The sequence below is a fragment of the Pseudomonas sp. S11P7 genome, from assembly GCF_023195435.1.
Taxonomy (GTDB): Bacteria; Pseudomonadota; Gammaproteobacteria; order Pseudomonadales; family Pseudomonadaceae; genus Aquipseudomonas; species Aquipseudomonas fluorescens_G.
In genome coordinates, this window is the sequence record NZ_JALPKS020000002.1 from 1,242,771 (window position 1) to 1,266,410 (window position 23,640).

The following is a 23,640-nucleotide window of genomic DNA, read 5'->3' on the forward strand; positions in this document are numbered from 1 at the left end:
CCTTGTTCGGGCCGGGGCTCAGTGATTACACGGTGACGTGCAGGCGGACGTCGACGTTGCCGCGGGTGGCGTTGGAGTACGGGCAGACCTGGTGAGCAGCGTCGACCAGCGTTTGCGCATCGGCTTGTTCCAGACCTGGCAGGCTGATGTGCAGGTCGATGTCCAGACCGAAGCCACCGGGGATCTGACCGATGCCGACGTGAGCGGTGATCGAAGCGTCATCGGGGATCTTGCGTTTGGTCTGGCTGGCAACGAATTTCAGCGCGCCGATGAAGCAGGCCGAGTAGCCGGCAGCGAACAGTTGCTCAGGGTTGGTCGCTGCACCGCCAGCACCGCCGAGTTCTTTCGGCGTGGCGAGTTTGACGTCGAGGATGTTGTCGCTGGAGATCGCACGACCGTCACGGCCGCCGGTGGAAGTTGCGATTGCGGTGTAGAGAGTTTGCATGGTGTGAGCCTCGTTGGGTTGTGATGTTGTGCGCTAATTGTTTGCGCGCTAAGTAGGTGTGAAGAGAATGTATAGCGCTAATGTTTAGTGCGCAAGATAAATCTTCAAAAAAGTTATGCCGATCGTGCTCTTCGAACGATCAATCAGCTGGAGAGCATTGAAATAGAGGGGTTAGCGGGGACTTGATAGTTGAAAATATTTTTCAGGCGAAGGAGATCAAGTGTAGGAGTGAGCCTGCTCGCGATAGCGGTCAGTCAGAAATACATGTGCTGCCTGACCCAGCGCTATCGCGAGCAGGCTCACTCCTACAGGGGGACGTAGCGGGGTTTAATTCAGGCTGTCTTGCAAATGCCCGCGCAGTGCTTGCAATTCCGCTTGCAGCTTTTGCAGGCGCTCCAGGGTAAAGCCGCTGGCCCCAAGAATGCACTGGGGGATGCTTTGCGCCTTATCGCGCAGGGCGCGGCCTTGTTCGGTCAATTCAACGATGACCACCCGTTCATCCTCGCGACTGCGCGTGCGGCTGAGCAGGCCTTCCGCTTCCAGACGCTTGAGCAGTGGCGTCAGCGAGCCCGGATCGGTGAGCAGGCGTGTGCTGATTTCTCCGACCGTCAACCCATCCTGTTCCCACAACACCATCATCGCCAGGTACTGCGGATAGGTCAGGTTCAGCGCCTGCAGCAGCGGCTTGTAGACCTTGGTCATCATCAGCGAAGTGGAATGCAGGGCGAAGCAGGCCTGGTTAGCCAGTAGCAGGTCGTCGCAGGTGTCACGTTCGGAAGTCATGGTGCAAGCCTTGTTCAATGATGCAATGAATCTAGCGCTCGAACCTTTAATGCGCCAGATAATTTTCCCCGAGTCTTGAACCTAGTGCCGGCCAAGATCCCGTTGCAACGCCAGATCCCACGGAGGGACAGGGTTGAAGCGGGTTTTCAGGTATTCCAAGAGCAAGCGGCTGCGCGAATGGGTTTGTTGGCCCATACGCAAAGCGTAAATGCCCGCGGACTCTGCTTCGGGCAAGCCGTTGTCGCAGAACAGCGGCAGCAGTTCGCCGCGCAGCAGGTATTCGCTGGCCAGCCACGTCGGCAGATGAGCGATACCCAGTCCGGCCAAAGCGCCACAGACCAGCGCCTCGGCATTGTTGGCGCTCAGGCGGATGCGGGCCGGACGGTGCAACTGCAGGTGCCCGTCGAGTTGAAAGCGCCAGGCGAAGGGCGGGGCGAGGCCGTCCCAGTCAAGCCCGTCGTGTTCATTCAATTGCGCGGGATGGCTCGGCACGCCACGGCGTTTCAGGTAATCGGGGCTGGCACAGGCGATGCGCACGATGCTTGCCAGCGGCGTGGCGACCAGACGCGTGTCGGCCAGTTGCCCGGCGCGCAGGACCAGATCGACTTTGCCCAGGTTAGCCCCGTCCATGTCGATAAAGCTGTCAATCAAATGCAACTGCACATCCAGGCCCGGGTATAACAGCAGAAAGTCAGCGATCATCGGCGCCAGATGGCGGCGTCCGAACGCGGCGGGCGCGTCGATACGGATCAGGCCTTCGGGGGCACTGCTCAGCGACACCGCTTCGGCGCGGGCCAATTGCAGCTCGGCAACAATTCGCCGTGCGCGCTCAGCAAAAGCCAGACCGGCCGGCGTTGCGCGCACCGCATGGGTGCTGCGCACGAACAACTGGCTGCCCACCGCGCTTTCGAGATTGTCGATGCGTCGGGCGACCGCCGAGGGCGTTAACGGATGGCGGCGCGCGGCGGCGGAAAAACTGCCGCTTTCCAGTACATCGAGAAACAGTCCGAGCTGATCGGTCAATTGATTGGGGTTCATGGTGTTGAGCGCTTATGCGGAATCGGCACAGCCATTGTGCGTTGCTATGCGTTTCCCCGCCAGCCACGACTGCGTAGCATGGCGGCCCTGACGAAGAGGAATGTGCGGTGATGGAATTCTTGTTGTACCTGTTGTTCGGCGCGGCGCTCGGCACACTCGGCGGTATTTTCGGTATCGGCGGCGGCTTGATCGCCATTCCGTTGCTCGGTGTGTGGTTCGGGCTCGATCAGCAGATCGCCCAAGGCACGGCGCTGGTAATGGTGGTACCGAACGTGATGCTGGCGCTGTGGCGTTATCACCAGCGCAATCGCATCGAGGTGCGCCATGCGCTACCGTTGGCGCTGATGGGCTTTTGCTTCGCCTGGCTCGGTTCGATCTGGGCGGTGGGCATCGACGCGCAAACCATGCGCATCGGTTTCGTGGCTTTTCTGGTGGCGTTGTCGGCGTACAACCTGTTGAAGATGTTCGGCCCGGCACCCGCGGCGACCTCGCAAATGCGCTACTCGTGGCCGTGGCTCGGTGTGCTCGGCGCCGCTTCGGGAACCATGGGCGGTTTGTTTGGGGTGGGCGGGGCAGTGGTGGCGACGCCCGTGCTGACCAGTTTGTTCGGCACCACTCAGGTGGTCGCTCAGGGCTTGTCCCTGGCACTGGCTCTGCCCAGCACCGGCGTAACCTTGGTGACCTACGCGGTACACCACGAAGTCGACTGGATGATCGGCTTGCCACTGGCGCTCGGTGGTCTGGCCAGCATCAGTTGGGGCGTGAAAGTCGCCCACGCGATGCCGGAAAAACTTCTGCGCGGGCTGTTCTGCGGTTTTCTGGTGCTATGTGCGGTGATGCTCGCGTTTAAAGTTTGAAGCCTTCGACGATGTGCTCGGCCAGGCATTCAGTGATCGGCGACGGGTTGTTCAGGTTGCGGATCAGCATGATGCTGGCCTCGGGAAGCACCGGTAAATCTTCGGCGGCGCCAAGAATGCGCAGGTCCGGGGTGATGAGACTTTCCAACTGCGCGGTGATCGCCAGGCCCGCGCTGACCACAGCCATCAGTGCCGACAGGCTGCTGCTGTTGTAGGCGATGCGGTAATCACGGCCCATCGCGTCCAGCGCATTGCACGCCCATAAGCGGCAGAAACAATCACTGTTGAACATCGCCAGCGGCAACGGCGTCTGCTCATGGGCGCTGAAGTTTTGCGCCTCGGCCCAGACGAAACGCTCCTTGCGCAGCAGTTGACCAATCTCGTTACCCGGCTCGCGGGTGACGATCGACAAATCCAGATCGGTGCGCTGCAGCAGCTGTTTGCTCGACTCGCAATGCACCTCGATCTGGATCAGCGGATAGAACTGCGCAAACCGCGAGAGAATCCCCGGCAGAAAACGCATCACGTAATCATCCGGCGTGCCGATGCGCACGGTGCCGACCATGTGTGGCTCGCGCAAGGTGTTGAACACCTCGCTGTGCAACTTGAGGATGCGTCGCGCGTAGCCGAGCAACACCTGGCCTTCGGCGGTGAGACGCACCTGACGGCCATCGCGCTCGAACAACTGGCGCTGCAACACGTCCTCTTCCAGGCGCTTCATCTGCATGCTCACCGCCGATTGCGTGCGGTTGACCATTTCGCCGGCGCGGGTGAAACCGCCCTGATCGGCAATCGCCACAAAGGTGCGCAAGACATCGGTATCGATACTGGGGTACGCGGACAATTGATGAATCTCCGTGATGCATGCCATCAGAAACATTCGTTGGATTGATCTTAGCGCCGGGACGAGACTTGAGCCATCCACAAAAGGAGGCAAGACGATGAAAGGTCAAAGAGAGTATGTAAACGAAGAACAGCTGTCCGGCCACGGCCATATCGTTTCCGATCTGCTGCACAAGTTTAGCCGCTGGTACGAACTGCACCGTGAACGCGAGTTGCTCGCCAGTCTGAGTGACGAAGCGTTGAAGGACATCGGGGTCAGTCGTGCCGATGTTGAGCACGAAGCGGTGCGGCCGTTCTGGGACGATCCGATGCATAAATGATGAGGCCATCGCTACACAAACCCCTTTCAGGTGAGGTAGGTTGCGAGCAGACATGGAGGAATAAATGCCCGCGACGATGTCCTTTTCCCTCAAACAGGCGCGACGTCTGGCGCTGGCTGCCCAAGGGTTCAACGGGCGCCAGCCGCCGACCGTCAACGCGAACCATCTCAACCGGCTGATCGAACGCCTCGGTCTGCTGCAAATCGACTCCGTCAACGCCGTGGTGCGCTCGCACTACCTGCCGCTGTTTTCCCGTCTCGGTTCTTATTCCTCTGAGTTGCTCGACCGGGCTGCCTGGAGTTCGGGGCGTCGGCGCACATTGTTCGAATACTGGGGCCATGAAGCGTCGCTGCTGCCGCAGTCGATGTACTCGTTGCTGGGCTGGCGCATGCAGCGCGCCAGACGCGGCGAGGACATCTATCAGCAATTGGCGAAGTTCGGTCGCGAACAGCAAGAGACCATTCGCCGCGTGCTGGCATCGGTAGAAGAGCAGGGCGCCTTGGGCGCTGGCAGTTTGTCGACTCGCGAAGACAAGGCCGGCCCGTGGTGGGACTGGAGCTCGGAAAAGCTTGCGCTGGAATGGTTGTTTGCCGCTGGTGAGGTGACCGTGGCCGGGCGACGCGGTTTTGAGCGTTTATACGATTTGCCCGAACGGGTGATCCCCGCGGCGATCCTGCAACGGCCGATGCCTGATGAGGCCGAGGCGCAACGCGGGCTGTTGCTGCATGCGGCGCGATCGGTGGGCGTCGGTACCGAGAAAGACTTGCGTGATTATTTCCGCTTGAGCCCGACGGACGCGCGGCCGCGCCTGGCCGAACTGGTCGAGGCGGGACAATTGCAGAGGTGCGAAGTCGCCGACTGGCGGCAGATCGCCTATTGCCTGCCGGAGCCCAAGGTGCCGCGCAAGGTTATCGCCAGTGCGCTGTTATCGCCATTCGATTCGCTGATCTGGGAACGCAGCCGCACCGAGCGCCTGTTCGATTTCCGCTATCGGCTGGAGATTTACACGCCGCAACCCAAGCGGGTCTATGGCTATTACGTGTTGCCGTTTTTGCACAACGAGCGGATCGCCGCGCGGGTCGATCTGCGTGCCGAGCGAGCAGCGGGGCAGTTGGCGGTGCATGCGGTGCACGAGGAAGAGACCGGGCTGGATGAGGAGGGGATGCTGGCGCTGGCGGTGAATTTGCAACGGATGGCAAGTTGGCTGGGACTGGCGCGGGTGCAGCTCAACTGTCAGCGCGAGAGTGCTGGCCGGTTGCGGGTGGCATTGGCGCAGATTGATACTGGCTGAACTGACGCCTTCGCGAGCAGGCTCGCTCCCACAGGTTCAGCGTCGTGTCGCGAACCCTGTGGGAGCGAGCCTGCTCGCGAATCGGGGCTATGCGGTCTAGCGCCGAACCTGCTTCAAAGTCTCGGCAATCAAAAACGCCAGTTCCAGCGACTGGTCAGCATTCATCCGCGGATCACAATGAGTGTGATAACGGTCCGACAAGCCATCCTCGGTGATCGGCCGTGCACCACCGATGCATTCGGTGACGTTCTGCCCGGTCATCTCGATATGAATGCCGCCGGCGTAACTGCCTTCCGCTTCGTGCACCTGGAAGAACTGCTTCACTTCACCAAGAATCTGCGCAAAGTCGCGGGTCTTGTAGCCGCTGCTGGCCTTGATGGTGTTGCCGTGCATCGGGTCGGAGCTCCACAGCACTTGCTTGCCTTCACGCTGCACCGCGCGGATCAGCGCTGGCAAATGATCGCCGACCTTGTTCGCGCCCATCCGCGCGATCAGGTTCAGACGGCCGGGATCGTTGTTCGGGTTGAGCACATCGATCAGGCGGATCAGGTCATCAGGGTTCATGCTCGGGCCGACCTTGACTCCAATCGGGTTGTTCACCCCGCGCAGGAATTCCACATGCGCGCCGTCGAGCTGACGGGTGCGGTCGCCGATCCACAGCATGTGCGCCGAGCAATCGTAGTAATCGTTGGTCAGGCTGTCGCGGCGCACGAAAGCTTCTTCGTAGTTCAGCAGCAGTGCCTCGTGGGCGGTGAAGAAACTGGTTTCGCGCAATTGCGGCGAGCTGTCCATGCCGCAGGCGCGCATGAACGCCAGGGTTTCATCGATGCGGTCGGCGAGGTGGCTGTACTTCTCGGCCAGCGCCGAGTTGGCGATGAAGTCCAGATTCCACTTGTGCACTTGGTGCAGGTCGGCAAACCCGCCCTGAGCGAAGGCGCGCAGCAGGTTCAGGGTTGCGGTGGACTGGTGATAGGACTGCAGCAGGCGCTCTGGATCGGGCACGCGGCTCTTTTCGTCGAAACCGATGCCGTTGACGATATCGCCGCGATACGCCGGCAGCGTCACGCCTTCGATCGTCTCATCGTTGGCCGAGCGCGGTTTGGCGAACTGACCGGCCATCCGCCCGACTTTGACCACTGGGCAACCGGCGGCGAAGGTCATGACGATCGCCATTTGCAGCAACACTTTAAAGGTGTCGCGAATCTTTGCAGCGGAGAATTCGGCGAAGCTTTCCGCACAATCGCCGCCCTGCAACAGGAAGGCCCGGCCCTGGGTGACTTCGGCAAACTGCCGGCGCAGCTCGCGCGCTTCGCCGGCGAACACCAGTGGCGGGTAGCTGGCCAGCGTTTGCTCGACCTGGCGCAGGTGCGCGGCGTCGGGGTATTGCGGTTGTTGCTGGATCGGCAAGGCGCGCCAGCTGTCAGGGCTCCACGGTTGGCTCATCACGGTCTCGAAGTTTCATACGCAGGGGAACGCCATGGTAGCAGCAATTAGTGCGTGACCTGTTCCCGCCCCATCACCGACAATCGCCGCTTTGCCACGGCACCACAGCGGTGCCATCGCGTCACCGCGCCCGGTGACCATCAGGAGACGAAATGACTGAGGAGCGCGTCGAGCATCTGCTCGCCGAAGTACAGGATGAGTTCGGCGTGATTCGCGTGCTGGAAGTGGCTGATTACCGCTTTCTCGAATTCGGCGATGCCATCGAACAAAGCTGCGTGTTCACCGCTGATCCGAGCTGGCTCGAATACGACTATACCCGCGCCATGCTGATTGGCGCGCTGTGTCATGAACAGCCGGAAAGTGCACTGTTCCTCGGCCTCGGTGCTGGCACGCTGACCCAGGCCTGCCTGAAATTCCTGCCGCTGGAAGACGTCGAAGCCATTGAGCTGCGGCCGGATGTGCCGCGCCTGGCAATCGAATACCTGGGGCTGGATGATGATCCGCGCTTGTACATTCGGGTCGGCGATGCCCTTGAATTGCTGCCGAGCGCAGAGCCAGCGGACCTGATTTTTGTCGACCTCTATACTGACGTCGGTCCGGGCGTCGGGCATCTGGCCTGGAGTTTTCTCGGTGACTGCCAGAAGCGCCTGAATCCGGGCGGCTGGCTGGTGATCAATCAATGGGCGACGGATGACGGCAAACCGCTGGGCGCGGCGTTGCTGCGCGGGCTCTACCACCGGCATTACTGGGAGCTGCCGGTGAAGGAGGGCAATGTGATTCTGATTGTTCCGGCAGACCTTGATCAGGTGTTGGACATACCAGCGCTGACGGCGAGGGCTGAAGCGCTGGCGCCGCAGTTGGGGTATTCGCTGCAGTCGTTGATCAACAGTATTCGCCCGGCTACTTGAGTTGTCAGCGCCGGCCCCTTCGCGAGCAGGCTCGCTCCCACATTGGAATGCATTTATGTGGGAGCGAGCCTGCTCGCGAAGAGGGTCTGATAGCCTGCGAAAATTTCAGACTCCTTTGAAAACCCCGGGCCGCCGCTCCACCATCGACCGCACCCCTTCCTTGGCATCCTCACTGTTCAATAGCTTTTTTACCAGTGCAGGCAAACCCTGCGCCGCCGCCATTCCCCCTCATAACGCGCCTGCCGCGCCGACAGCAAAGTTGCCTGCACACCCAGCGGCGCCTGCCGCGCAATCCGTTCGGCCAGCTCGATCGCCCGTGGCAGCAGATCCTCACTGGCCATCACTTCCTGCACCAGGCCCAGATGCAACGCGTCATGGGCATCGAATTCGTCTCCGGTCAGCAGCCAGCGCATCGCGTTACCCCAACCGGCGATCTGCTGAAAGCGTAAAGTCGCGCCGCCAAACGGAAAGATCCCACGCTGCACTTCCATTTGCGCGAAGCGGGTATTGCTGGCGCAAAGGTTGATGTCTGCAGCCAGCATCAACTCGATACCGATGGTCAGGCAGTAACCCTGCGCGGCGACGATCACCGGTTTGCTCACTCGTGGCCCGACGAACACACCCCACGGATCGCAACCGCCAGTCGGCACTTGCCAGCCCTCGGCGAGGCTGCGCTGGCGTTGAGCAGATCCAGGCCGGCGGTGAAATGTTCGCCATGGCCGAACACCACCGCCACCCGCGCGTCGCTGTCTGCCTCGAATTCGCCATAGGCCAGACTCAAATCATTGAGCAGGTCCAGATCAAAGGCGTTGCGTTTGGCAGCCCGATCGAGGCCGATCAGGTGAACGTGACCGCGACGTTCGCGGCTGACGTGGCCGGGGCAGGGCTGATTCATGGCTGAATCCTCGGGCGGGAAGAGCGGCGCCGCGACGGTATGTCGCAGCTCGATGAATCGTTTAAGTGGCATCGCACGCCGGGGCGGGCCTTTGCAAAATAGACCCTGGCGCGATTATCTGCAAAACCCCGTGACACAGCGCTGACACAGCGATCCGACCGATAAAAAAAGCTCCCTTTTCGGGCAAAATCCGGTATAGTGCGCGCCGGCCTTTAACCGGGCCGCGTTTAGGTAGCGCAATTCCCCGAAGTCAGCTTCGGCTGCACGTCCGCACTGCGGGCTCTCCCTTGACGATTCATCTTCATTCATTCGTTTTCGCAAATCCCCGCCGACAAAGCTGCCAGGGCGACTCTTGAGTCTCAACACGGCATGCGCAGCTTTGGAGCATGGGTCTTTGCGGATGCACTTAGAGGCAGACCCATGACCCAGGAAACCGGCGGATTCGCCGCTTTTAATCTCAACCCGAATATTCTTGCAGCCGTCGCAGCGACTGGCTACGAAGAGCCTTCGGCGATTCAGCAGCAATCGATCCCGATCATCATGGCCGGCCAGGACATGATTGGCCAGGCGCAAACCGGTACCGGTAAAACCGCCGCGTTCGCACTGCCTATCCTGCACCGCATCGATCCTGCCAAGCGCGAACCGCAAGCCCTGATCCTGGCGCCGACCCGAGAGTTGGCGCTGCAAGTAGCAACCGCTTTTGAAACCTACGCCAAGCAAATGCCAGGCGTTACTGTCGTGGCCGTTTATGGCGGCGCGCCGATGGGCCCGCAACTCAAGGCTATCCGTAATGGCGCACAGATCGTTGTCGCCACCCCGGGTCGTCTGTGTGACCACCTGCGTCGCGACGAGAAAGTCCTGTCGACCGTGAACCATCTGGTTCTCGACGAAGCTGACGAAATGCTGAAACTGGGCTTCATGGATGACCTGGAAGTCATCTTCAAGGCTCTGCCAGCGACCCGTCAGACCGTTCTGTTCTCGGCGACCCTGCCGCAATCGATCCGCGCCATTGCCGAACGCCATCTGCGCGATCCGCAACACGTCAAGATCCAGACCAAGACCCAGACCGTTACCGCGATCGAACAGGCTCACCTGTTGGTTCACGCTGACCAGAAGACCTCGGCCGTGCTCAGCCTGCTGGAAGTCGAAGACTTCGACGCACTGATCATGTTCGTGCGCACCAAGCAAGCGACTCTGGATCTGGCCAGCGCCCTCGACGCCAAAGGCTACAAAGCCGCGGCGCTGAACGGTGACATCGCCCAGAACCAGCGTGAGCGCGTGATCGACTCGCTGAAAGATGGCCGTCTGGACATCGTTGTTGCGACCGACGTAGCTGCCCGTGGTTTGGACGTTCCGCGTATCACTCACGTATTCAACGTGGACATGCCGTACGACCCGGAATCCTACGTGCACCGTATCGGCCGTACTGGCCGTGCCGGTCGCGAAGGTCGCGCACTGCTGCTGGTGACTCCGCGTGAGCGCCGCATGCTGCAAGTGATCGAGCGCGTCACCGGTCAGAAGGTTGCTGAAGTCCGCCTGCCGGACGCTCAGGCCGTTCTCGATGCACGCATCAAGAAACTGACCAACAGCCTGTCGCCGCTGGTTGGCGATGCCGAGTCGACTCACGGTGATCTGCTCGATCGCCTGACTGCTGACATCGGTTGCACCCCGCGTGCACTGGCTGCAGCCTTGCTGCGCAAAGCCACCAACGGCCAAGCGCTGAACCTGGCGGCGATCGAGAAGGAACGTCCACTGGTGCCGAACAACGCACCGCGTGGCGACCGTCCTGAGCGTTCCGGTGATCGTCCTGATCGTGGTGACCGCGAGCGTCGCGCGCCAATGCCGCTGGGCGAAGGCCGTGCTCGTTGCCGTACCGCGCTGGGCGCGCGTGACGGTATCGCCGCGAAAAACCTGCTGGGCGCGATCCTCAACGAAGGTGGCCTGGCCCGCGAAGCGATCGGTCGCATCCAGGTGCGTGACAGCTTCAGCCTCGTCGAGCTGCCGGAAGATGGTCTGGACAAACTCCTGACCAAACTGAAGGACACTCGCGTCGCCGGCAAGCAGCTGAAACTGCGTCGCTACCGCGAAGATTAATCCGCCCTCAGGCTGATTGATCGAACATAAAAAATCCCCGACTGGTTCGGGGATTTTTTTTGCCTGCTTATCGGGCGACACAACACCCTGTGGGAGCTGGCTTGCCAGCGATAACGTCAGCCGAAACGATAAATATCCATGCCCAGCGCCCCCATCGTGAAACCCTGATGCGCCACGCTGAAAACCCCGCCGGCGCCGCGAGCAAAGTACAACGGCAGCAAATGCTCATCACTCGGGTGACTGCGCACCGCATGCGGCGCCTGCTGGCGGTAATCATGCAGCGCCGCCTCATCGTCGGCCGCCAGCCTGTCGATCATCCAGTCACGGAATTCCCGTGCCCACGGCTCGACGCTTTCCGGGCCGGCATGCCAGTCGAGTTCGCGCAGGTTGTGGGTGATGCTGCCGGAGCCGATCAACAGAATGCCCTGATTACGCAGGCTCGCCAGTGCTCGGCCGACCCGCGTTTGCAGCGCAGGTCCGCCACGACTTGGCAGCGACACCTGCACCACCGGAATGTCCGCTTGCGGATACATCAGCGACAGCGGCACCCAGATGCCATGATCAAACGGACGTTGCGGGTCGAGGCGCGCCGGCAAGTGGTTGGCGGTCAATAGGGCAGCGACCTCAGCGGCCAGTTGCGGATTGCCCGGCGCCGGATACTGCACTTCGAACAATGCGCGAGGAAAACCGCCGAAGTCGTGCCAGGTTTCCGGTTGCGGGTGACTGCTGACCAGTAACTCTTGGCTCTCCCAGTGCGCGGAAAACATGACAATGGCTTTGGGTTCAGGCAGTTCGGCCGCCAGCCGCGCCAATGCCGGGCCGCTGGCACCGGGTTCCAGGGCCAGCATCGGTGAGCCATGGGAAATGAACAGGCTGGGCAACATGGTTGATTCCTGAGGGTTAAGATGGCCCATCTTCGGTCAGTTGACTGATTTGAATCTAATATAAGTTTTCGCGGTTTTTCATCGATTTTTCGGGAGTGATGCATGCAGCCTGAGTTTTGGTACAAGAAATGGGATTCGAACCAGATCGGCTTTCATCAGCCCGAGGCCAACCCGTATTTGCGACGCTATTGGCCCGACCTTCCGATTGAGCCCTCGGCGCGCGTGCTGGTGCCGCTGTGCGGGAAAAGTCTGGATGTGCTGTGGCTTGCCGAGCGCGGTCATCAGGTGCTCGGGATTGAGCTTTCGGAGAAGGCGATCGAGGACTTTTTCAGTGAGCATCAGGTTGAACCGCAGATCAGCCAGAAGGGCGCTTTCAAGGTTTACCGCGGTGATGCCATCGAGCTGTGGTGCGGCGACTTCTTTGCGCTGACGGTGCAGGACGTCGCCGGTTGCACGGCGTTGTACGACCGCGCCGCGCTGATCGCCTTGCCGGCGGCGATGCGTGAGCGTTATGCCGAGCATTTGCAGCAGATCCTCGCGCCGGGTGTGCGGGGGTTGTTGATCACTCTCGATTACCCGCAGGCGCAAATGCCCGGCCCGCCGTTTGCGGTTGATGATGCCGAGGTGCAGCGGTTGTTCGGTGAGGGCTGGCAGGTGCAGAGGCTGGAAGAGCAGGATGTGTTGGCCGAGAGCCCGAGGTTTTCTCAGGCGGGGGTGACGTCGTTGGTGGAGCGGGTTTACCGGATTTCCAGTCGATAGCTTTTGTCGCACTTACTGGCCTCATCGCGAGCAAGCTCGCTCCCACAGGGCTAGTTGTGGAACACAGATTTTGTGTACATCATCAATACCTGTGGGAGCGAGCTTGCTCGCGATGAGGCCGGCACTCGCGACGCATAATCCACAGGTATAAAAAAGGCCCGCATCACTGCGGGCCTTGTTTTTATTGCTTTCGGGATCAGCCGCGACGACGCAAGGCGTCAATACGCTCTTCCAGCGGCGGGTGGCTCATGAACATGCGGGCGAAGCCCTGTTTGATGCCACCGTTGATGCCGAACGCGTTCAGGGTGTCCGGCATGTGCACCGGCAGGCCCTGTTCGGCACGCAGGCGTTGCAGAGCGCCGATCATTGCGCTGGTGCCGGCCAGACGGGCGCCGGCTTCGTCAGCGCGGAATTCGCGTTTGCGCGAGAACCACATGACGATCGCGCTGGCGAGAATGCCCAGCACCAGCTCAGCGAAGATGGTCGCCACGTAGTAGGCAATGCCCTGGCCTTCTTCGTTCTTGAAGATCACCTTGTCGACGAAGTTGCCGATGATCCGCGCAAAGAACATCACGAAGGTGTTCACCACGCCCTGGATCAACGCCAGCGTGACCATGTCGCCGTTGGCGACGTGGCCGATTTCGTGGGCCAGCACGGCTTTGACTTCATCGGGCGAAAACCGCTCGAGCAGGCCCTGGCTGACCGCGACCAGCGCGTCGTTCTTGTTCCAGCCGGTGGCGAAGGCGTTCGCTTCGTAGGCCGGGAAAATACCCACTTCGGGCATCTTGATCCCGGCTTCGCGGGACAGTTGCTCGACGGTTTGCAGCAGCCATTGCTCATGCCGGGTCCGCGGCTGGCTGATGATCTGGGTGCCCGTGCTCATCTTCGCCATCCACTTGGAGATGAACAGCGAGAACAGCGAGCCGGCGAAACCAAAGACGGCACAGAAAACCAGCAGCTGACTGAGGTCGAGGTCGACCCCGTTGGCCGCCATGAACCCGTTGAAGCCGAACAGGCTCAGGGTGATGCTGGCTATCAGCACGACCGCCAGGTTAGTGGCCAAAAACAGCAGGATGCGCATCATGGTTGTAGAAATCTCCTCAAGCTAAAGATGTAGCGTACTGCGGGGTATATAAGGTGCCGCACCGGGCTATTCAACTGAGTGACTATTTCAAACTGTGTCCTACAGCGAATTCCTTGCTATCCAGCACATTTCCCACGTCAGATCAGGACAAGGATGACGGGCAGCCACGACCCGTCGCCATTACCCCGGACGCTGTCAGCGGGCACGAAACACAAGTGTAGAAGGCATGAGCGCAGGCGCAGCGCAGAAGTGTTGCTGAATCAGACAGTGCGCAACATCGGGCTGTTGCGCACTGCTGGCCAGTTACTGGCGATAGGACTTGAGGAAGTTGCCGATGCGGCCGATGGCCATTTCCAGATCGTCGACGCGGGGCAGGGTGACCACGCGGAAGTGGTCCGGCCAAGGCCAGTTGAACGCCGTGCCTTGGACAACCAGCAGTTTTTCCGACAGCAGCAGATCGAGAACGAATTTCTCGTCGTTATGGATCGGGCAGACTTTCGGATCGATTTTGGGGAACGCATACAGCGCGCCCATCGGTTTGACGCAGCTGACGCCGGGAATGTCGTTGAGCAACTCCCAGGTGCGGTTGCGCTGTTCCAGCAGGCGACCCTGCGGCAGCACCAGATCGTTGATGCTCTGGTAACCGCCCAGCGCAGTCTGGATCGCGTGCTGGCTCGGCACGTTGGCACACAGGCGCATGTTGGCCAGCATGTCGATGCCTTCGATGTAGCTCTGCGCGTTGTGCTTCGGCCCGGAAATGGCGATCCAGCCCGAGCGGAAACCGGCCACGCGGTAGGATTTCGACAGGCCGTTGAAGGTCAGGCACAGCAGGTCCGGCGCCAGCGAGGCGGTGCAGACGTGCACGGCATCGTCATAGAGGATCTTGTCGTAGATCTCGTCGGAGAACACCACCAGATTGTGCGCCCGGGCGATTTCCAGCATGCCGAGCAGCACTTCCTTCGAATACACCGCGCCGGTCGGGTTGTTCGGGTTGATGATCACCATGGCTTTGGTGTTCGGGGTGATCTTGGCCTTGATGTCGGCCAGATCGGGGAACCAGCCGGCGCCCTCGTCACACAGGTAATGCACGGCGTTACCGCCGGCGAGGCTGACGGCGGCGGTCCACAGCGGGTAATCCGGGGCCGGCACCAGCACTTCGTCGCCGTTGTTGAGCAGCGCCTGCAGCGACATCACGATCAGCTCGGACACGCCGTTGCCCAGGTAGATGTCTTCGATGCCGACGCCTTCGACGTTTTTCTGCTGGTAGTACTGCATCACGGCCTTGCGCGCACTGAACAGGCCTTTGGAGTCGCTGTAGCCTTGCGCGGTCGGCAGGTTGCGGATCACATCCTGAAGAATTTCGTCCGGCGCTTCGAAACCGAACGGTGCCGGGTTGCCGATGTTCAGCTTGAGGATGCGCTGGCCTTCCTCCTCCAGACGTTTGGCGTGCTTGAGCACCGGGCCGCGAATGTCGTAGCAGACGTTGGCGAGCTTGTTCGATTTGCTGAACTGCATGGCGATGTGATCCTGAAAATGAACGATCCAGGCGGCGAATGGACAACCGTACTGGGAATCCTGCGTCTTCACACAGGCGGACCGATCGAGCCGCGGCTCGGATAATCCGTTTGAATGCGCCCGGTCTGGCTGCCAGACTGGTGCGTGACGAGGCGCAATCATACGTGCCGCTCGATCCGTGGAAAAGGTACAGATCGGGCTTTTTCAGCCGCTGAGGTGTGATGATGGAAAAGATGCAGAAAACCCTGGAAGAATGGAAAGCCATGCTCGATCCGGAGCAGTACAACGTGTGCCGCCTCAGTGCCACCGAGCGCCCGTTCTCCGGCAAATACAACGACACCAGGACCGATGGTGTCTATCACTGTGTCTGCTGCAACGAGCCGCTGTTCGATTCGAAGACCAAGTTTGATTCCGGCTGCGGCTGGCCAAGTTTTTATGAGCCGATCGGCGCAAGCGCGATGACCGAAATCCGCGACACCAGCCACGGCATGATCCGTACCGAAGTGAAATGCGCGCGCTGCGATGCGCATCTGGGCCATGTATTTCCTGACGGCCCGCCACCGACCAGTCTGCGCTACTGCATCAACTCGGTGTGCCTGAATCTCGAGCCACGCGAGTAAGCGTAAACAGGGCGACCGCCGGGTCGCCTTTTTATCGAGTAATTAAATTGAACACAATTGAATTGCTCGTTATGTTTGGCCTTTGCCGACCCTTCGTGGAGCCTGTCTCATGAGCGACAACCTGCTGAACATTCCGTGCACTACCATCAAGGGTGAGCAAAAGACCCTGGCCGATTTCGCCGGCAAAGCGGTTCTGGTGGTCAACACCGCGAGCAAGTGCGGTTTCACCCCGCAGTACAAGGGTCTCGAAGAACTGTGGCAGACCTACAAGGACCAGGGCCTGGTGGTATTGGGCTTTCCCTGCAACCAGTTCGGCAAACAGGAACCGGGTAACGAAGGCGCGATCAGCGAGTTCTGTGAGTTGAACTTTGGTGTCAGCTTTCCACTGTTCAAAAAGGTCGAGGTCAACGGTGCCGGCGCTCATCCGTTGTTCGTGCAGTTGAAGAAACGCGCGCCCGGTGTGCTCGGCTCGCAAGGCATCAAATGGAATTTCACCAAGTTTCTGATCGGCAAGGACGGCCAGTTGGTCAAGCGTTTCGCCCCGGCGACCAAGCCGCAGGACCTGAGCCGCGAGATCGAAGCCTTGCTCAAATGAGCAGCCTGCCGGGCGATTCGCTGCAGCTCGACAGCCAGTTGTGCTTCAAGCTGTACGCCGCTTCGCGAGCGGTGATTCGCGCCTACAAGCCGATGCTCGATCAGCTTGGCCTGACGTACCCGCAATACCTGGCGATGCTGGTGTTGTGGGAATGGCAGGACGCCGCGCCGCAGCATCCGACCGTCAAAGCGCTGGGCGAGCGTCTGGCGCTGGACTCGGGCACATTGACGCCGCTGCTCAAACGTCTGGAGCAATTGCAGTTGGTGCAGCGCCAACGTTCGGCCCGTGACGAGCGTGAAGTACATCTGAGCCTGGCGCCTGCGGGACAGGCGCTGCGTGAACAGGTCGGGCCGCTGAAGGCCCGCCTGTTATGCGACAGCGGCGTGGATCTGGACCGGCTCAATGAGTTGCGCAATGGCCTCGACCATCTGTTGGGGCAGATCAAGGCGCTGGCGTAGTCGGTACCCACTGATCGAGCAGGGCCGCCAGTTCCTCGCGGCGGAACGGCTTGGCCAGATAATCGCTCATGCCCGCTGCGCGGCAGCGTTCACGTTCCTCAGACATGGCGTTGGCGGTCAGAGCGACGATCGGCAGCTGCGGCCAGCGTCCGCTCTGGCGGATCTGCCGGCTCGCTTCGTAACCGTCCATGACCGGCATGTTGCAATCCATCAACACCAGATCGAAATCATTGAATTCAAGTTGATCCAGCGCTTCGGCGCCATGGGCGGCGACCACTACGTCGCAGCCCAGCTTGCCGAGCATGCCTTTGGCCACCAGTTGATTGACCGGGTTGTCCTCGACCAGCAACACGCGCCCGCGACTGATCGAGGCTGCCGTGTCCTGTTGCGCATCGTTGATCGCGACCACCTCCGGCTGCAGGGTGCGCCGCAGGTTCTGGTACAAGGCGTTACGCGCCAATGGGCGCGCCTGTTGTTGCAGGGGGGGCGAGGGCGGCGGCTTCTTCGCTCGGCAAAAAGCTGCCGTAAGCCGTCACCAGCAGAATCGGTGCGGTAATGGCCGGTCGCAGCCCGAACAGGCACTCGGGGCAATCGGTGATCAGCACATCAGGTTTGAGACCCAGCAGCGAGTCCTCGATGGTGCGTTGCGTGTATTCCAGCCCCCAGACTGGCAGCAGGTTTTGCAACAGCTCCGCCAGACCACTGCTGGCAGCGGTAATCGCCAGAATCTTCCCTTGCAGCGGCGCCGGTGCCAGGGCGCGGGTGTGACAGGGCAGCGGCAGCTCGGCGCAGAACTGACTGCCGAAGCCGATCTCGGAACTGATCGTCAGCCGACCCTGCATCGCTTCGCAGAGGTTGTAGGTCAGCGCCAGCCCCAGCCCGGTGCCGCCGTATTGACGAGTGATACCGGCCCCCGCCTGGGTGAACGGCTGAAAGATTTTCAACTGCGCTTCCTGAGCGATGCCGATGCCGGTGTCGCAGACTTCGATGCGCACGCCTTCCTTGTAAGTTGAAAGACGCACGTCGACCCGGCCGAAGCGGGTGAACTTCAGCGCGTTGGACAGCAGGTTGCTGACGATCTGCCGCACGCGGGTCGGGTCGCCGAGTACCAGCGCCGGAAAGTGCGGATCGATCAGGCAGGTCAGCTCGACGCTTGGCGCGGCGTTCTGCGAGAGCAGGTTGGCGGTGTCTTCGATCAGCGAACCGAGGTCGAACGGAATGTGTTCGAGTTCCAGTTGCCCGGCATCGAATTTCGACAGGTCGAGAATGTCGTTGAGCAATTCGACCAGAACCTTGCCCGAGTCATGGGCGATCGACAGTTGTTGCTGCTGTTCGGCGTTCAGCGGGCCGTCCAGCGACAGCGCGATCATCCCCAGCAGGCCGTTGAGCGGCGTGCGGATCTCATGGCTCATGTTGGCGAGAAACGCCGAGCGTGCTTCGGCCATGTCCAGCGCGGTGCTGCGCGCGATTTCCAGTTCCTGGTTGGACTGGCTGAGCCGCGCATTGATGGCCTTGAGTTCGGCCGTGCGCGCCGAGACGATGTTTTCCAGTTGACCGAGGTAGTCGGTCAGGCGGTTTTCCGCGTTGCGCCGCTGCTGGATCTCGGTGGCAATGTTCTCGAATTGCTGATTGGCGACTTTGACCAGTACGCCGATTTCGTCGTTGGCATGACCAGCGGGGCATTCCAGCGTAGTCGGCTCGGCGCTGCGCGGATCACGGCCGCTGAGTTCGCGGATGACCCGCACCAATGGTTTGGTCAGCATCACATAGAACAGCGCGAGCAAGATGCCGGTCAGCAACAGGCTGCGGGCGAAACCGTTGAGCAGGGTGACCTCGGCCCGGCGCAGAAAGCGGCTGCCGAAGGCGTAAGTGTCGACTTCCAGATTCAACACCCCGAGCGATTCGTTGGGCAGATGATCCAGATACAGGCGATCCTCGAACTGGCGCTTGGCACCGAACAGGAAATCGCTGATCACCCGATAACCGCTTTGCAGCTCCGGGCGTTTGACGTTGGCCAGCACCGTGCCGTTGTTGTCGGTGAGCGTCGCCGAGATGATCGCTGGCGAGCGCAGCAGGCCCAGGGTCAACTCCTGCGCCAGTTCGGCATCGATGTTGTAGGCGATACGCGAGGCCGGATTGTGGCTGATTTCCAGCAAAGACAGGATTTCACGGTTGATGGAAGCGTCTTCGCTGGCATAATCGATACCGATTTGCAGCAGGCTGAGCAGCGTGCCCAGAATGAACCCGACCAGCACGGTAAGCCTGGCTTGCTTGTACGACAGCCGGTGGGTGAATTTGATATCCATGGGGTGTTGAACCACTTCCGTTTCCCTTCGCTGCTCAAGCATAGTCGATCATGTATGGATACCGAGGTTCCCGAATCGCCTTGTAACAAGGCTTGCTCGGGTGATTGGGGTCTGTGTGTCGTCGCTGGATCGTCATCATCACTGTGAACGTGCCCGAGGAGAAGACGTGGATTCCCGATTGAATGCTTTTCTTGAACGCGCCGAGTCGGTTCTGGCGCGCATCGAACCGTTGTTGCCGGCGCCACGGCCGGTGATCGACTGGGGCACTTGTCTGGCCGCGCGCTGGCAGCGTGACGGGCGCAGCGGTTATCTGCTGCCGCTGGAAGTCAGCCTCGACATGCGCTTGTCGGACCTTATCGGTGTCGATCGTCAGTTGGAACAACTGGGCCGCAACACCCAACAATTTCTCGATGGCATGCCAGCCAACCATGCGTTGCTCTGGGGCTCGCGCGGTACCGGCAAATCGTCGCTGGTGCGCGCGCTGCTGGCTGAACACGCTGCGGCCGGTCTGCGCCTGATCGAGATCGAGCGTGACCATCTGGCGGATCTGCCGCGGGTGGTCGAGCAGATCGCCAAGCTGCCGCAACGCTTCGTGCTGTTTTGCGATGACCTGTCGTTCGAATCCGGCGAAGGCGATTATCGCGTATTGAAAAGCGTGCTCGACGGCTCGCTTGAGCAGGCGCCGGACAACGTCTTGCTGTACGCCACCTCGAACCGCCGCCATCTGGTGCCGGAAAAGGAAAGCGACAACGAAAACTGGAAGCGCGTCGATGGCGAACTGCACCCCAGCGAAGCTGTTGAAGACAAGATCGCGCTGTCGGACCGTTTCGGCCTGTGGCTGTCGTTCTACCCGTTTACCCAGGAACATTTCCTCAACGTTGTCGAACACTGGATCGGCCAGTTGGCGGCCAGGGCCGGCCTGAGCTGGCAGCGTGACGAAGCGCTGGACATTCTCGCCGTGCGTTGGGCCACCGGACGCGGCAATCGCAACGGACGTTGCGCGTATCAATTTGCCCGCTATTGGGTGGGCCTGAAATTGCTGGAGCACAAGGCATGATCGATTTGCAACAAAGTGGCCAGGGCCTTGAAGGCTATGGTCTGTTGGCGGCACAACTGGAGTCGCTGCTGGCGGACGAGCGCGATTTTATCGCCAACGCCGCGCAGTTCTCGGCCTTTCTGTTCAACCAGCTCGATGACCTGAACTGGGCTGGTTTTTACCTCAATCGCAACGAAGAACTGGTGCTCGGCCCGTTTCAGGGCCAGATCGCTTGCGTGCGCATTCCGTTCGGTCGCGGTGTGTGCGGTGCGGCAGCGGCCACCCGGCAAACCCAGCGCGTCGAAGACGTACATGCCTTTCCCGGTCATATCGCCTGTGACAGTGCGTCGAACAGTGAACTGGTCGTGCCGCTGGTCAAGGACGGCCGCCTGATCGGTGTGCTTGATCTCGACAGCCCGAAACTGTCGCGTTTCGCTGCGCAGGATCAGGCCGGCATCGAGCAGCTGGCGGCGATTTTCCTGCGTCTGACCGACTGCTGATCACGGATCGAGGCCAGCCTTGAGCAACAGGCTGGCCGGGTCGACGCTGTCGATCTGTGCCGGATCGAGAAAGCGCTCGGCGTACTGCCGGTACACGCCTTCGTTGATGAACAGGCCAAACAGCTGCGCATCGATGTGTGCTTCGCGACACATGGTGGCCATGATCGCCAAGGCTTCGCTCAGGGTCTTGGCTTTCTTGTAAGGACGATCGGCTGCGGTCAACGCTTCGAAGATATCGGCAATCGCCATCATCCGCGCCGGCAGGCTCATTTCCTCACGCTTCAAGCGTTTCGGGTATCCGGTGCCGTCCATTTTTTCGTGATGGCCACCGGCAATTTCGGCAATGCTCTCGAGGTGACCGGGGAAGGGCAGGTGGCTGAGCATCATGATGGTCTGCACCATGTGATGGTTGATCACATAGCGCTCCTCGCGAGTCAGCGTGCCGCGGCTGATGCTCAGGTTGTACAGCTCGCCGCGATTGTATTTGTAGCGCGGCACATCGAGCTTGAACCCCCACGGATTGTCTTCGGGAATCAACTCGTTGGGGTCACGTTCGAGCAAATGTTCGGGCTTGTCCGCCAACAGTTTTTCCCGCACCGGCAAGCTCGGCGCGGGTGTGCGCGCCTGACGCCGGTTCTCTTCCCACGACACGCCCAGACGGTCATCCAGCGTGCGCATCCAGGTGCGCTGCGCCAGTGTGTTCAGGCGTTGCAGATCGGCGTCAGCCATGGCCTCGCTGCCCAGGTTGCAACGTGCAACAAACGCAAAGTCATCATCCAGCGCCGCCAGCGTCGTGTCGCGCAGCCCCGCCAGGGCTGACTCATCGCCGCCCAGGGCAAGCGCCTGCCAATAGCCAACCCAGGCATCGCGTTTGAGCACTTCGAAACGGGTGCGGATTTCATGAATGCGGTCGTTGATGGTTTCCAGTTTGGTGGCCTTGTCGACCACATATTCCGGCGTCGTCACCTTGCCGCAGTCATGTAGCCAGGCAGCGATGTGCAGGGCTTCCCACTCATCTTCGCTGGGCTGATAGGCACGGAAGGCCGGCGCATTGCTGGCCGCAGCGGCCTGAGCGAGCATCAGTGTCAGCTCCGGCACCCGCTGGCAATGCCCGCCGGTGTACGGACTTTTTGCATCGATGGCACCGGCCAGCAACTGAATGAAAGCATCCAGTAGTTGTTTCTGCCGCGCTTGCAGTCGCTGACTCTCGATGCTCACCGCTGCCGCGCCGGAAACAGCCTGCAGGAAAGCGATGCGGTCGGGCCGCAGTTTTTCCAGGTCAGCGATGGTGCCGCTGTCGTTGACCAGCAAAATCAACAAGCCGATGGTTTCGTCATGGCGATTGTGCAGGCGGATGCCGATCAAATGAATGCGTGGCGCTTGCATAGACAGCAGCACTCTTTGCAGATCCCCGGCCTGATCGAAACCGAGATGGCTGACGACATTGTTGGCGCTGATCAGTCGCTCGAACCACTCGGGGCCGCTGCTGTGCTGCAGGTCGTGGCCCTGTATCTCGAAAGTTTCCAGTGCCTGAGGCGCGCCGTCGATGATCAGTCCATAAGGCTCCATGAGTGTGCTGTCGCTTTCGCGCAGGTAGATCAGCCCGGCCTGCGCCTGGGCAATCTGCACCGTTTCAAACAGCACCCGTTGCAGCAGAGAGGCGAAGCGCGTTTCGGCCCCAAGGGTGTCGGTGATGCGGAAGAAACTCGCCAAAGTGTCTTTCATGCGTGCCATCGACACGCTCAACTGATCGACTTCAAGTACCGGTGAGCGACGTGCCGAGGGAAAGTCGAAATTGAAACTGCGGATCGCGTCGGCTTCCTTGACCAGCGCGTGCAGCGGCTTGACCAGAATCCGCGAGATTACCCAGCCCAACGGCAGGCACAACAGCAGGATTGCCAGAGTGATCAGCGCACCCTGCCAGCGCAAACGGTAGGCATCGACCAGCAATTCGTCCTCCGGCACCAGCAGTGCCAACTGCAAGCCCTTCGGGCCACCTTCCTCGACAGTGCTGCGCGCGACGATCCAATGGCGGCCATCGGCACTCAGGCGATTGCCGCTGGGTGCGCCCGTCATCAGTGCGTGCAGGGCGGGGCTCAGATCCGCCGCCTTGGCCAGGCTCGCCGCGCTGCCTTCGACGATCAGGCGTTGGCTGTCAGGGTAGGCCACGGCATTGCCATCGGCATCGAACAGGGCGATTTCAGTGGATGGCGTGACGACATGTTTACTCAAGGTTGCCGACAGGGCGACCAGCGTCAGGTCGGCGCCGATCACTGCGTTGTCACCACTGCGCCGGGCCAGGGTGGTGCCGACGTTGTGCGTGGAGAAAAACACATAGGGTTCGGTGGTGATCTGTTCGCTTTGTTCGCGCGCCTGGGTGAACCAGGCGCGACTGCGCGGATCGTAGCGGTCGGCGAGGTTGTCCTGACGACCGACCGGCAGCAGGGCCGGGTCGAAGAACAGTGACTGCGAATGCAGGCTGCCCTGCGCGTCATGTTCGATGCTCCAGACCTGAAACGCTGCGGCCTCGGGCGCTTTGAGCAAGGTTTTAAGCGCGGCGCTGCGTAATGGCCGCACCATGAAAAAGTCGCCGTTGGCATAACCCAGATACAACGACGCCAGACTGGGGTTATCGGTCAGTGACTGGCTGAACGGCCTGAGCAAGGCCAGGCGTTGCTCCAGATTATCCGCCTGCGCGGCAGGATCGCCCGCCAGCAGGCTCAACAGATGACGGATCGGTTGATAGGTGGCGGCCATGTCCAGGCGCACGTCCTGTTCGATCCGGTTGAACAGTTTTTCGCTGCTCGACAGGATGATCTGGGTGGTCTGGCGGTAATGGAACAACCCCAGCACGATCCCTGTGAGCAGCAGCAGGCAGGTGAACATGACGCTAATGTGCACGTGCAGCGGAAACCGGCGTTGTTCCGGGCGCAGTGGGCTGGGCATTTCTGGCTCTCCATGATGGT

At 60.8% G+C, this 23,640-nt stretch carries 20 protein-coding genes and 2 pseudogenes; 11 read left to right on the forward strand and 11 right to left on the reverse strand.

Annotated elements, in window-relative coordinates:
* Positions 1-25 precede the first annotated feature (25 nt).
* The 3 genes from M0746_RS05785 to M0746_RS05795 form a co-directional block, all read right to left on the reverse strand.
* Positions 26-445, reverse strand: a complete 420-nt coding sequence (locus M0746_RS05785; protein ID WP_027613448.1) for an organic hydroperoxide resistance protein — start codon at positions 443-445, stop codon at positions 26-28.
* 327 nt (positions 446-772) lie between these two features.
* Positions 773-1,228 carry a MarR family winged helix-turn-helix transcriptional regulator gene (locus M0746_RS05790; protein ID WP_208940306.1) on the reverse strand — a complete coding sequence of 152 codons (456 nt, stop codon included), beginning with the start codon at positions 1,226-1,228 and terminating at the stop codon, positions 773-775.
* 81 nt (positions 1,229-1,309) lie between these two features.
* Positions 1,310-2,266: a LysR family transcriptional regulator gene (locus M0746_RS05795; RefSeq protein ID WP_258448468.1), complete on the reverse strand. Its 957-nt coding sequence runs from the start codon at positions 2,264-2,266 to the stop codon at positions 1,310-1,312.
* A gap of 107 nt (positions 2,267-2,373) precedes the next feature.
* Here M0746_RS05795 and M0746_RS05800 point away from each other — a divergent pair, with 107 nt between their 5' ends.
* The gene (locus M0746_RS05800; RefSeq protein WP_208940308.1) at positions 2,374-3,123 is read left to right on the forward strand and encodes a sulfite exporter TauE/SafE family protein; all 750 of its coding nucleotides are present in this window, start codon (positions 2,374-2,376) and stop codon (positions 3,121-3,123) included.
* On the opposite strand, the gene M0746_RS05805 is transcribed toward M0746_RS05800, so the two are convergent.
* On the reverse strand, positions 3,113-3,967 hold the full coding sequence (locus M0746_RS05805) for a LysR substrate-binding domain-containing protein (RefSeq protein ID WP_208941064.1): 855 nt from the start codon (positions 3,965-3,967) through the stop codon (positions 3,113-3,115). The two genes, M0746_RS05800 and M0746_RS05805, sit on opposite strands and share 11 nt — an antisense overlap.
* 97 nt (positions 3,968-4,064) lie before the next feature.
* On the opposite strand from M0746_RS05805, the gene M0746_RS05810 reads away from it, so the two are divergent.
* Together M0746_RS05810 and M0746_RS05815 are read left to right on the forward strand one after the other, a co-directional pair.
* Entirely contained in the window at positions 4,065-4,286 is a 222-nt protein-coding gene (locus M0746_RS05810) for a DUF1127 domain-containing protein (RefSeq protein ID WP_258448469.1), read from the forward strand.
* Positions 4,287-4,350: 64 nt separating this feature from the next.
* On the forward strand, positions 4,351-5,577 hold the full coding sequence (locus M0746_RS05815; protein WP_258448470.1) for a winged helix-turn-helix domain-containing protein: 1,227 nt from the start codon (positions 4,351-4,353) through the stop codon (positions 5,575-5,577).
* 96 nt (positions 5,578-5,673) lie between these two features.
* Here M0746_RS05815 and M0746_RS05820 read toward each other — a convergent pair whose 3' ends face one another.
* Positions 5,674-7,020, reverse strand: coding sequence for a class II 3-deoxy-7-phosphoheptulonate synthase (locus tag M0746_RS05820; protein ID WP_258448471.1), 1,347 nt, complete (start codon positions 7,018-7,020; stop codon positions 5,674-5,676).
* Between the two features lie 152 nt (positions 7,021-7,172).
* Between M0746_RS05820 and M0746_RS05825 the strand changes: the two genes are divergently transcribed.
* The gene (locus M0746_RS05825) at positions 7,173-7,928 is read left to right on the forward strand and encodes a spermidine synthase (RefSeq protein WP_258448472.1); all 756 of its coding nucleotides are present in this window, start codon (positions 7,173-7,175) and stop codon (positions 7,926-7,928) included.
* A gap of 105 nt (positions 7,929-8,033) precedes the next feature.
* Here M0746_RS05825 and M0746_RS05830 read toward each other — a convergent pair.
* A pseudogene (locus M0746_RS05830) lies at positions 8,034-8,823 on the reverse strand (crotonase/enoyl-CoA hydratase family protein).
* A 420-nt stretch (positions 8,824-9,243) separates the two neighbouring features.
* Here M0746_RS05830 and M0746_RS05835 point away from each other — a divergent pair.
* The gene (locus tag M0746_RS05835) at positions 9,244-10,917 is read left to right on the forward strand and encodes a DEAD/DEAH box helicase (RefSeq protein WP_090284939.1); all 1,674 of its coding nucleotides are present in this window, start codon (positions 9,244-9,246) and stop codon (positions 10,915-10,917) included.
* 116 nt (positions 10,918-11,033) lie between these two features.
* Here M0746_RS05835 and M0746_RS05840 read toward each other — a convergent pair whose 3' ends face one another.
* Positions 11,034-11,801 (reverse strand): DODA-type extradiol aromatic ring-opening family dioxygenase, encoded by a 768-nt coding sequence (locus tag M0746_RS05840; RefSeq protein ID WP_258448473.1) that lies wholly within the window; start codon positions 11,799-11,801, stop codon positions 11,034-11,036.
* Between the two features lie 102 nt (positions 11,802-11,903).
* Between M0746_RS05840 and M0746_RS05845 the strand changes: the two genes are divergently transcribed.
* Positions 11,904-12,560 carry a thiopurine S-methyltransferase gene (locus tag M0746_RS05845; protein ID WP_258448474.1) on the forward strand — a complete coding sequence of 219 codons (657 nt, stop codon included), beginning with the start codon at positions 11,904-11,906 and terminating at the stop codon, positions 12,558-12,560.
* Positions 12,561-12,756: 196 nt separating this feature from the next.
* On the opposite strand, the gene htpX is transcribed toward M0746_RS05845, so the two are convergent.
* Together htpX and M0746_RS05855 are read right to left on the reverse strand one after the other, a co-directional pair.
* Complete coding sequence (gene htpX / locus M0746_RS05850; protein ID WP_007908619.1) at positions 12,757-13,644, reverse strand: protease HtpX; 888 nt, start codon at positions 13,642-13,644, stop codon at positions 12,757-12,759.
* Between the two features lie 303 nt (positions 13,645-13,947).
* Positions 13,948-15,159, reverse strand: a complete 1,212-nt coding sequence (locus M0746_RS05855; RefSeq protein WP_090284931.1) for a pyridoxal phosphate-dependent aminotransferase — start codon at positions 15,157-15,159, stop codon at positions 13,948-13,950.
* Between the two features lie 224 nt (positions 15,160-15,383).
* Between M0746_RS05855 and msrB the strand changes: the two genes are divergently transcribed.
* From msrB to M0746_RS05870, 3 genes are all read left to right on the forward strand, one after another.
* Positions 15,384-15,779 carry a peptide-methionine (R)-S-oxide reductase MsrB gene (msrB, locus tag M0746_RS05860; protein WP_258448475.1) on the forward strand — a complete coding sequence of 132 codons (396 nt, stop codon included), beginning with the start codon at positions 15,384-15,386 and terminating at the stop codon, positions 15,777-15,779.
* 109 nt (positions 15,780-15,888) lie between these two features.
* Positions 15,889-16,374 carry a glutathione peroxidase gene (locus tag M0746_RS05865; protein WP_093099714.1) on the forward strand — a complete coding sequence of 162 codons (486 nt, stop codon included), beginning with the start codon at positions 15,889-15,891 and terminating at the stop codon, positions 16,372-16,374.
* Positions 16,371-16,832: a MarR family winged helix-turn-helix transcriptional regulator gene (locus M0746_RS05870; RefSeq protein WP_258448476.1), complete on the forward strand. Its 462-nt coding sequence runs from the start codon at positions 16,371-16,373 to the stop codon at positions 16,830-16,832. Before M0746_RS05865 ends, M0746_RS05870 begins: the two co-directional genes overlap by 4 nt.
* Here M0746_RS05870 and M0746_RS05875 read toward each other — a convergent pair.
* Positions 16,816-19,138: pseudogene (locus M0746_RS05875) on the reverse strand (response regulator). The gene M0746_RS05870 and the pseudogene M0746_RS05875 overlap by 17 nt on opposite strands.
* A gap of 166 nt (positions 19,139-19,304) precedes the next feature.
* Between M0746_RS05875 and M0746_RS05880 the strand changes: the two are divergent.
* Both M0746_RS05880 and M0746_RS05885 read left to right on the forward strand, forming a co-directional pair.
* Entirely contained in the window at positions 19,305-20,195 is an 891-nt protein-coding gene (locus tag M0746_RS05880; protein WP_208940318.1) for an ATP-binding protein, read from the forward strand.
* On the forward strand, positions 20,192-20,674 hold the full coding sequence (locus tag M0746_RS05885; protein WP_208940319.1) for a GAF domain-containing protein: 483 nt from the start codon (positions 20,192-20,194) through the stop codon (positions 20,672-20,674). Before M0746_RS05880 ends, M0746_RS05885 begins: the two co-directional genes overlap by 4 nt.
* Here the strand turns inward: M0746_RS05885 and M0746_RS05890 are convergent, their stop codons facing one another.
* Complete coding sequence (locus M0746_RS05890) at positions 20,675-23,620, reverse strand: HD domain-containing phosphohydrolase (protein ID WP_258448477.1); 2,946 nt, start codon at positions 23,618-23,620, stop codon at positions 20,675-20,677. It abuts the gene before it with no gap.
* Between the last annotated feature and the right edge of the window lie 20 nt (positions 23,621-23,640).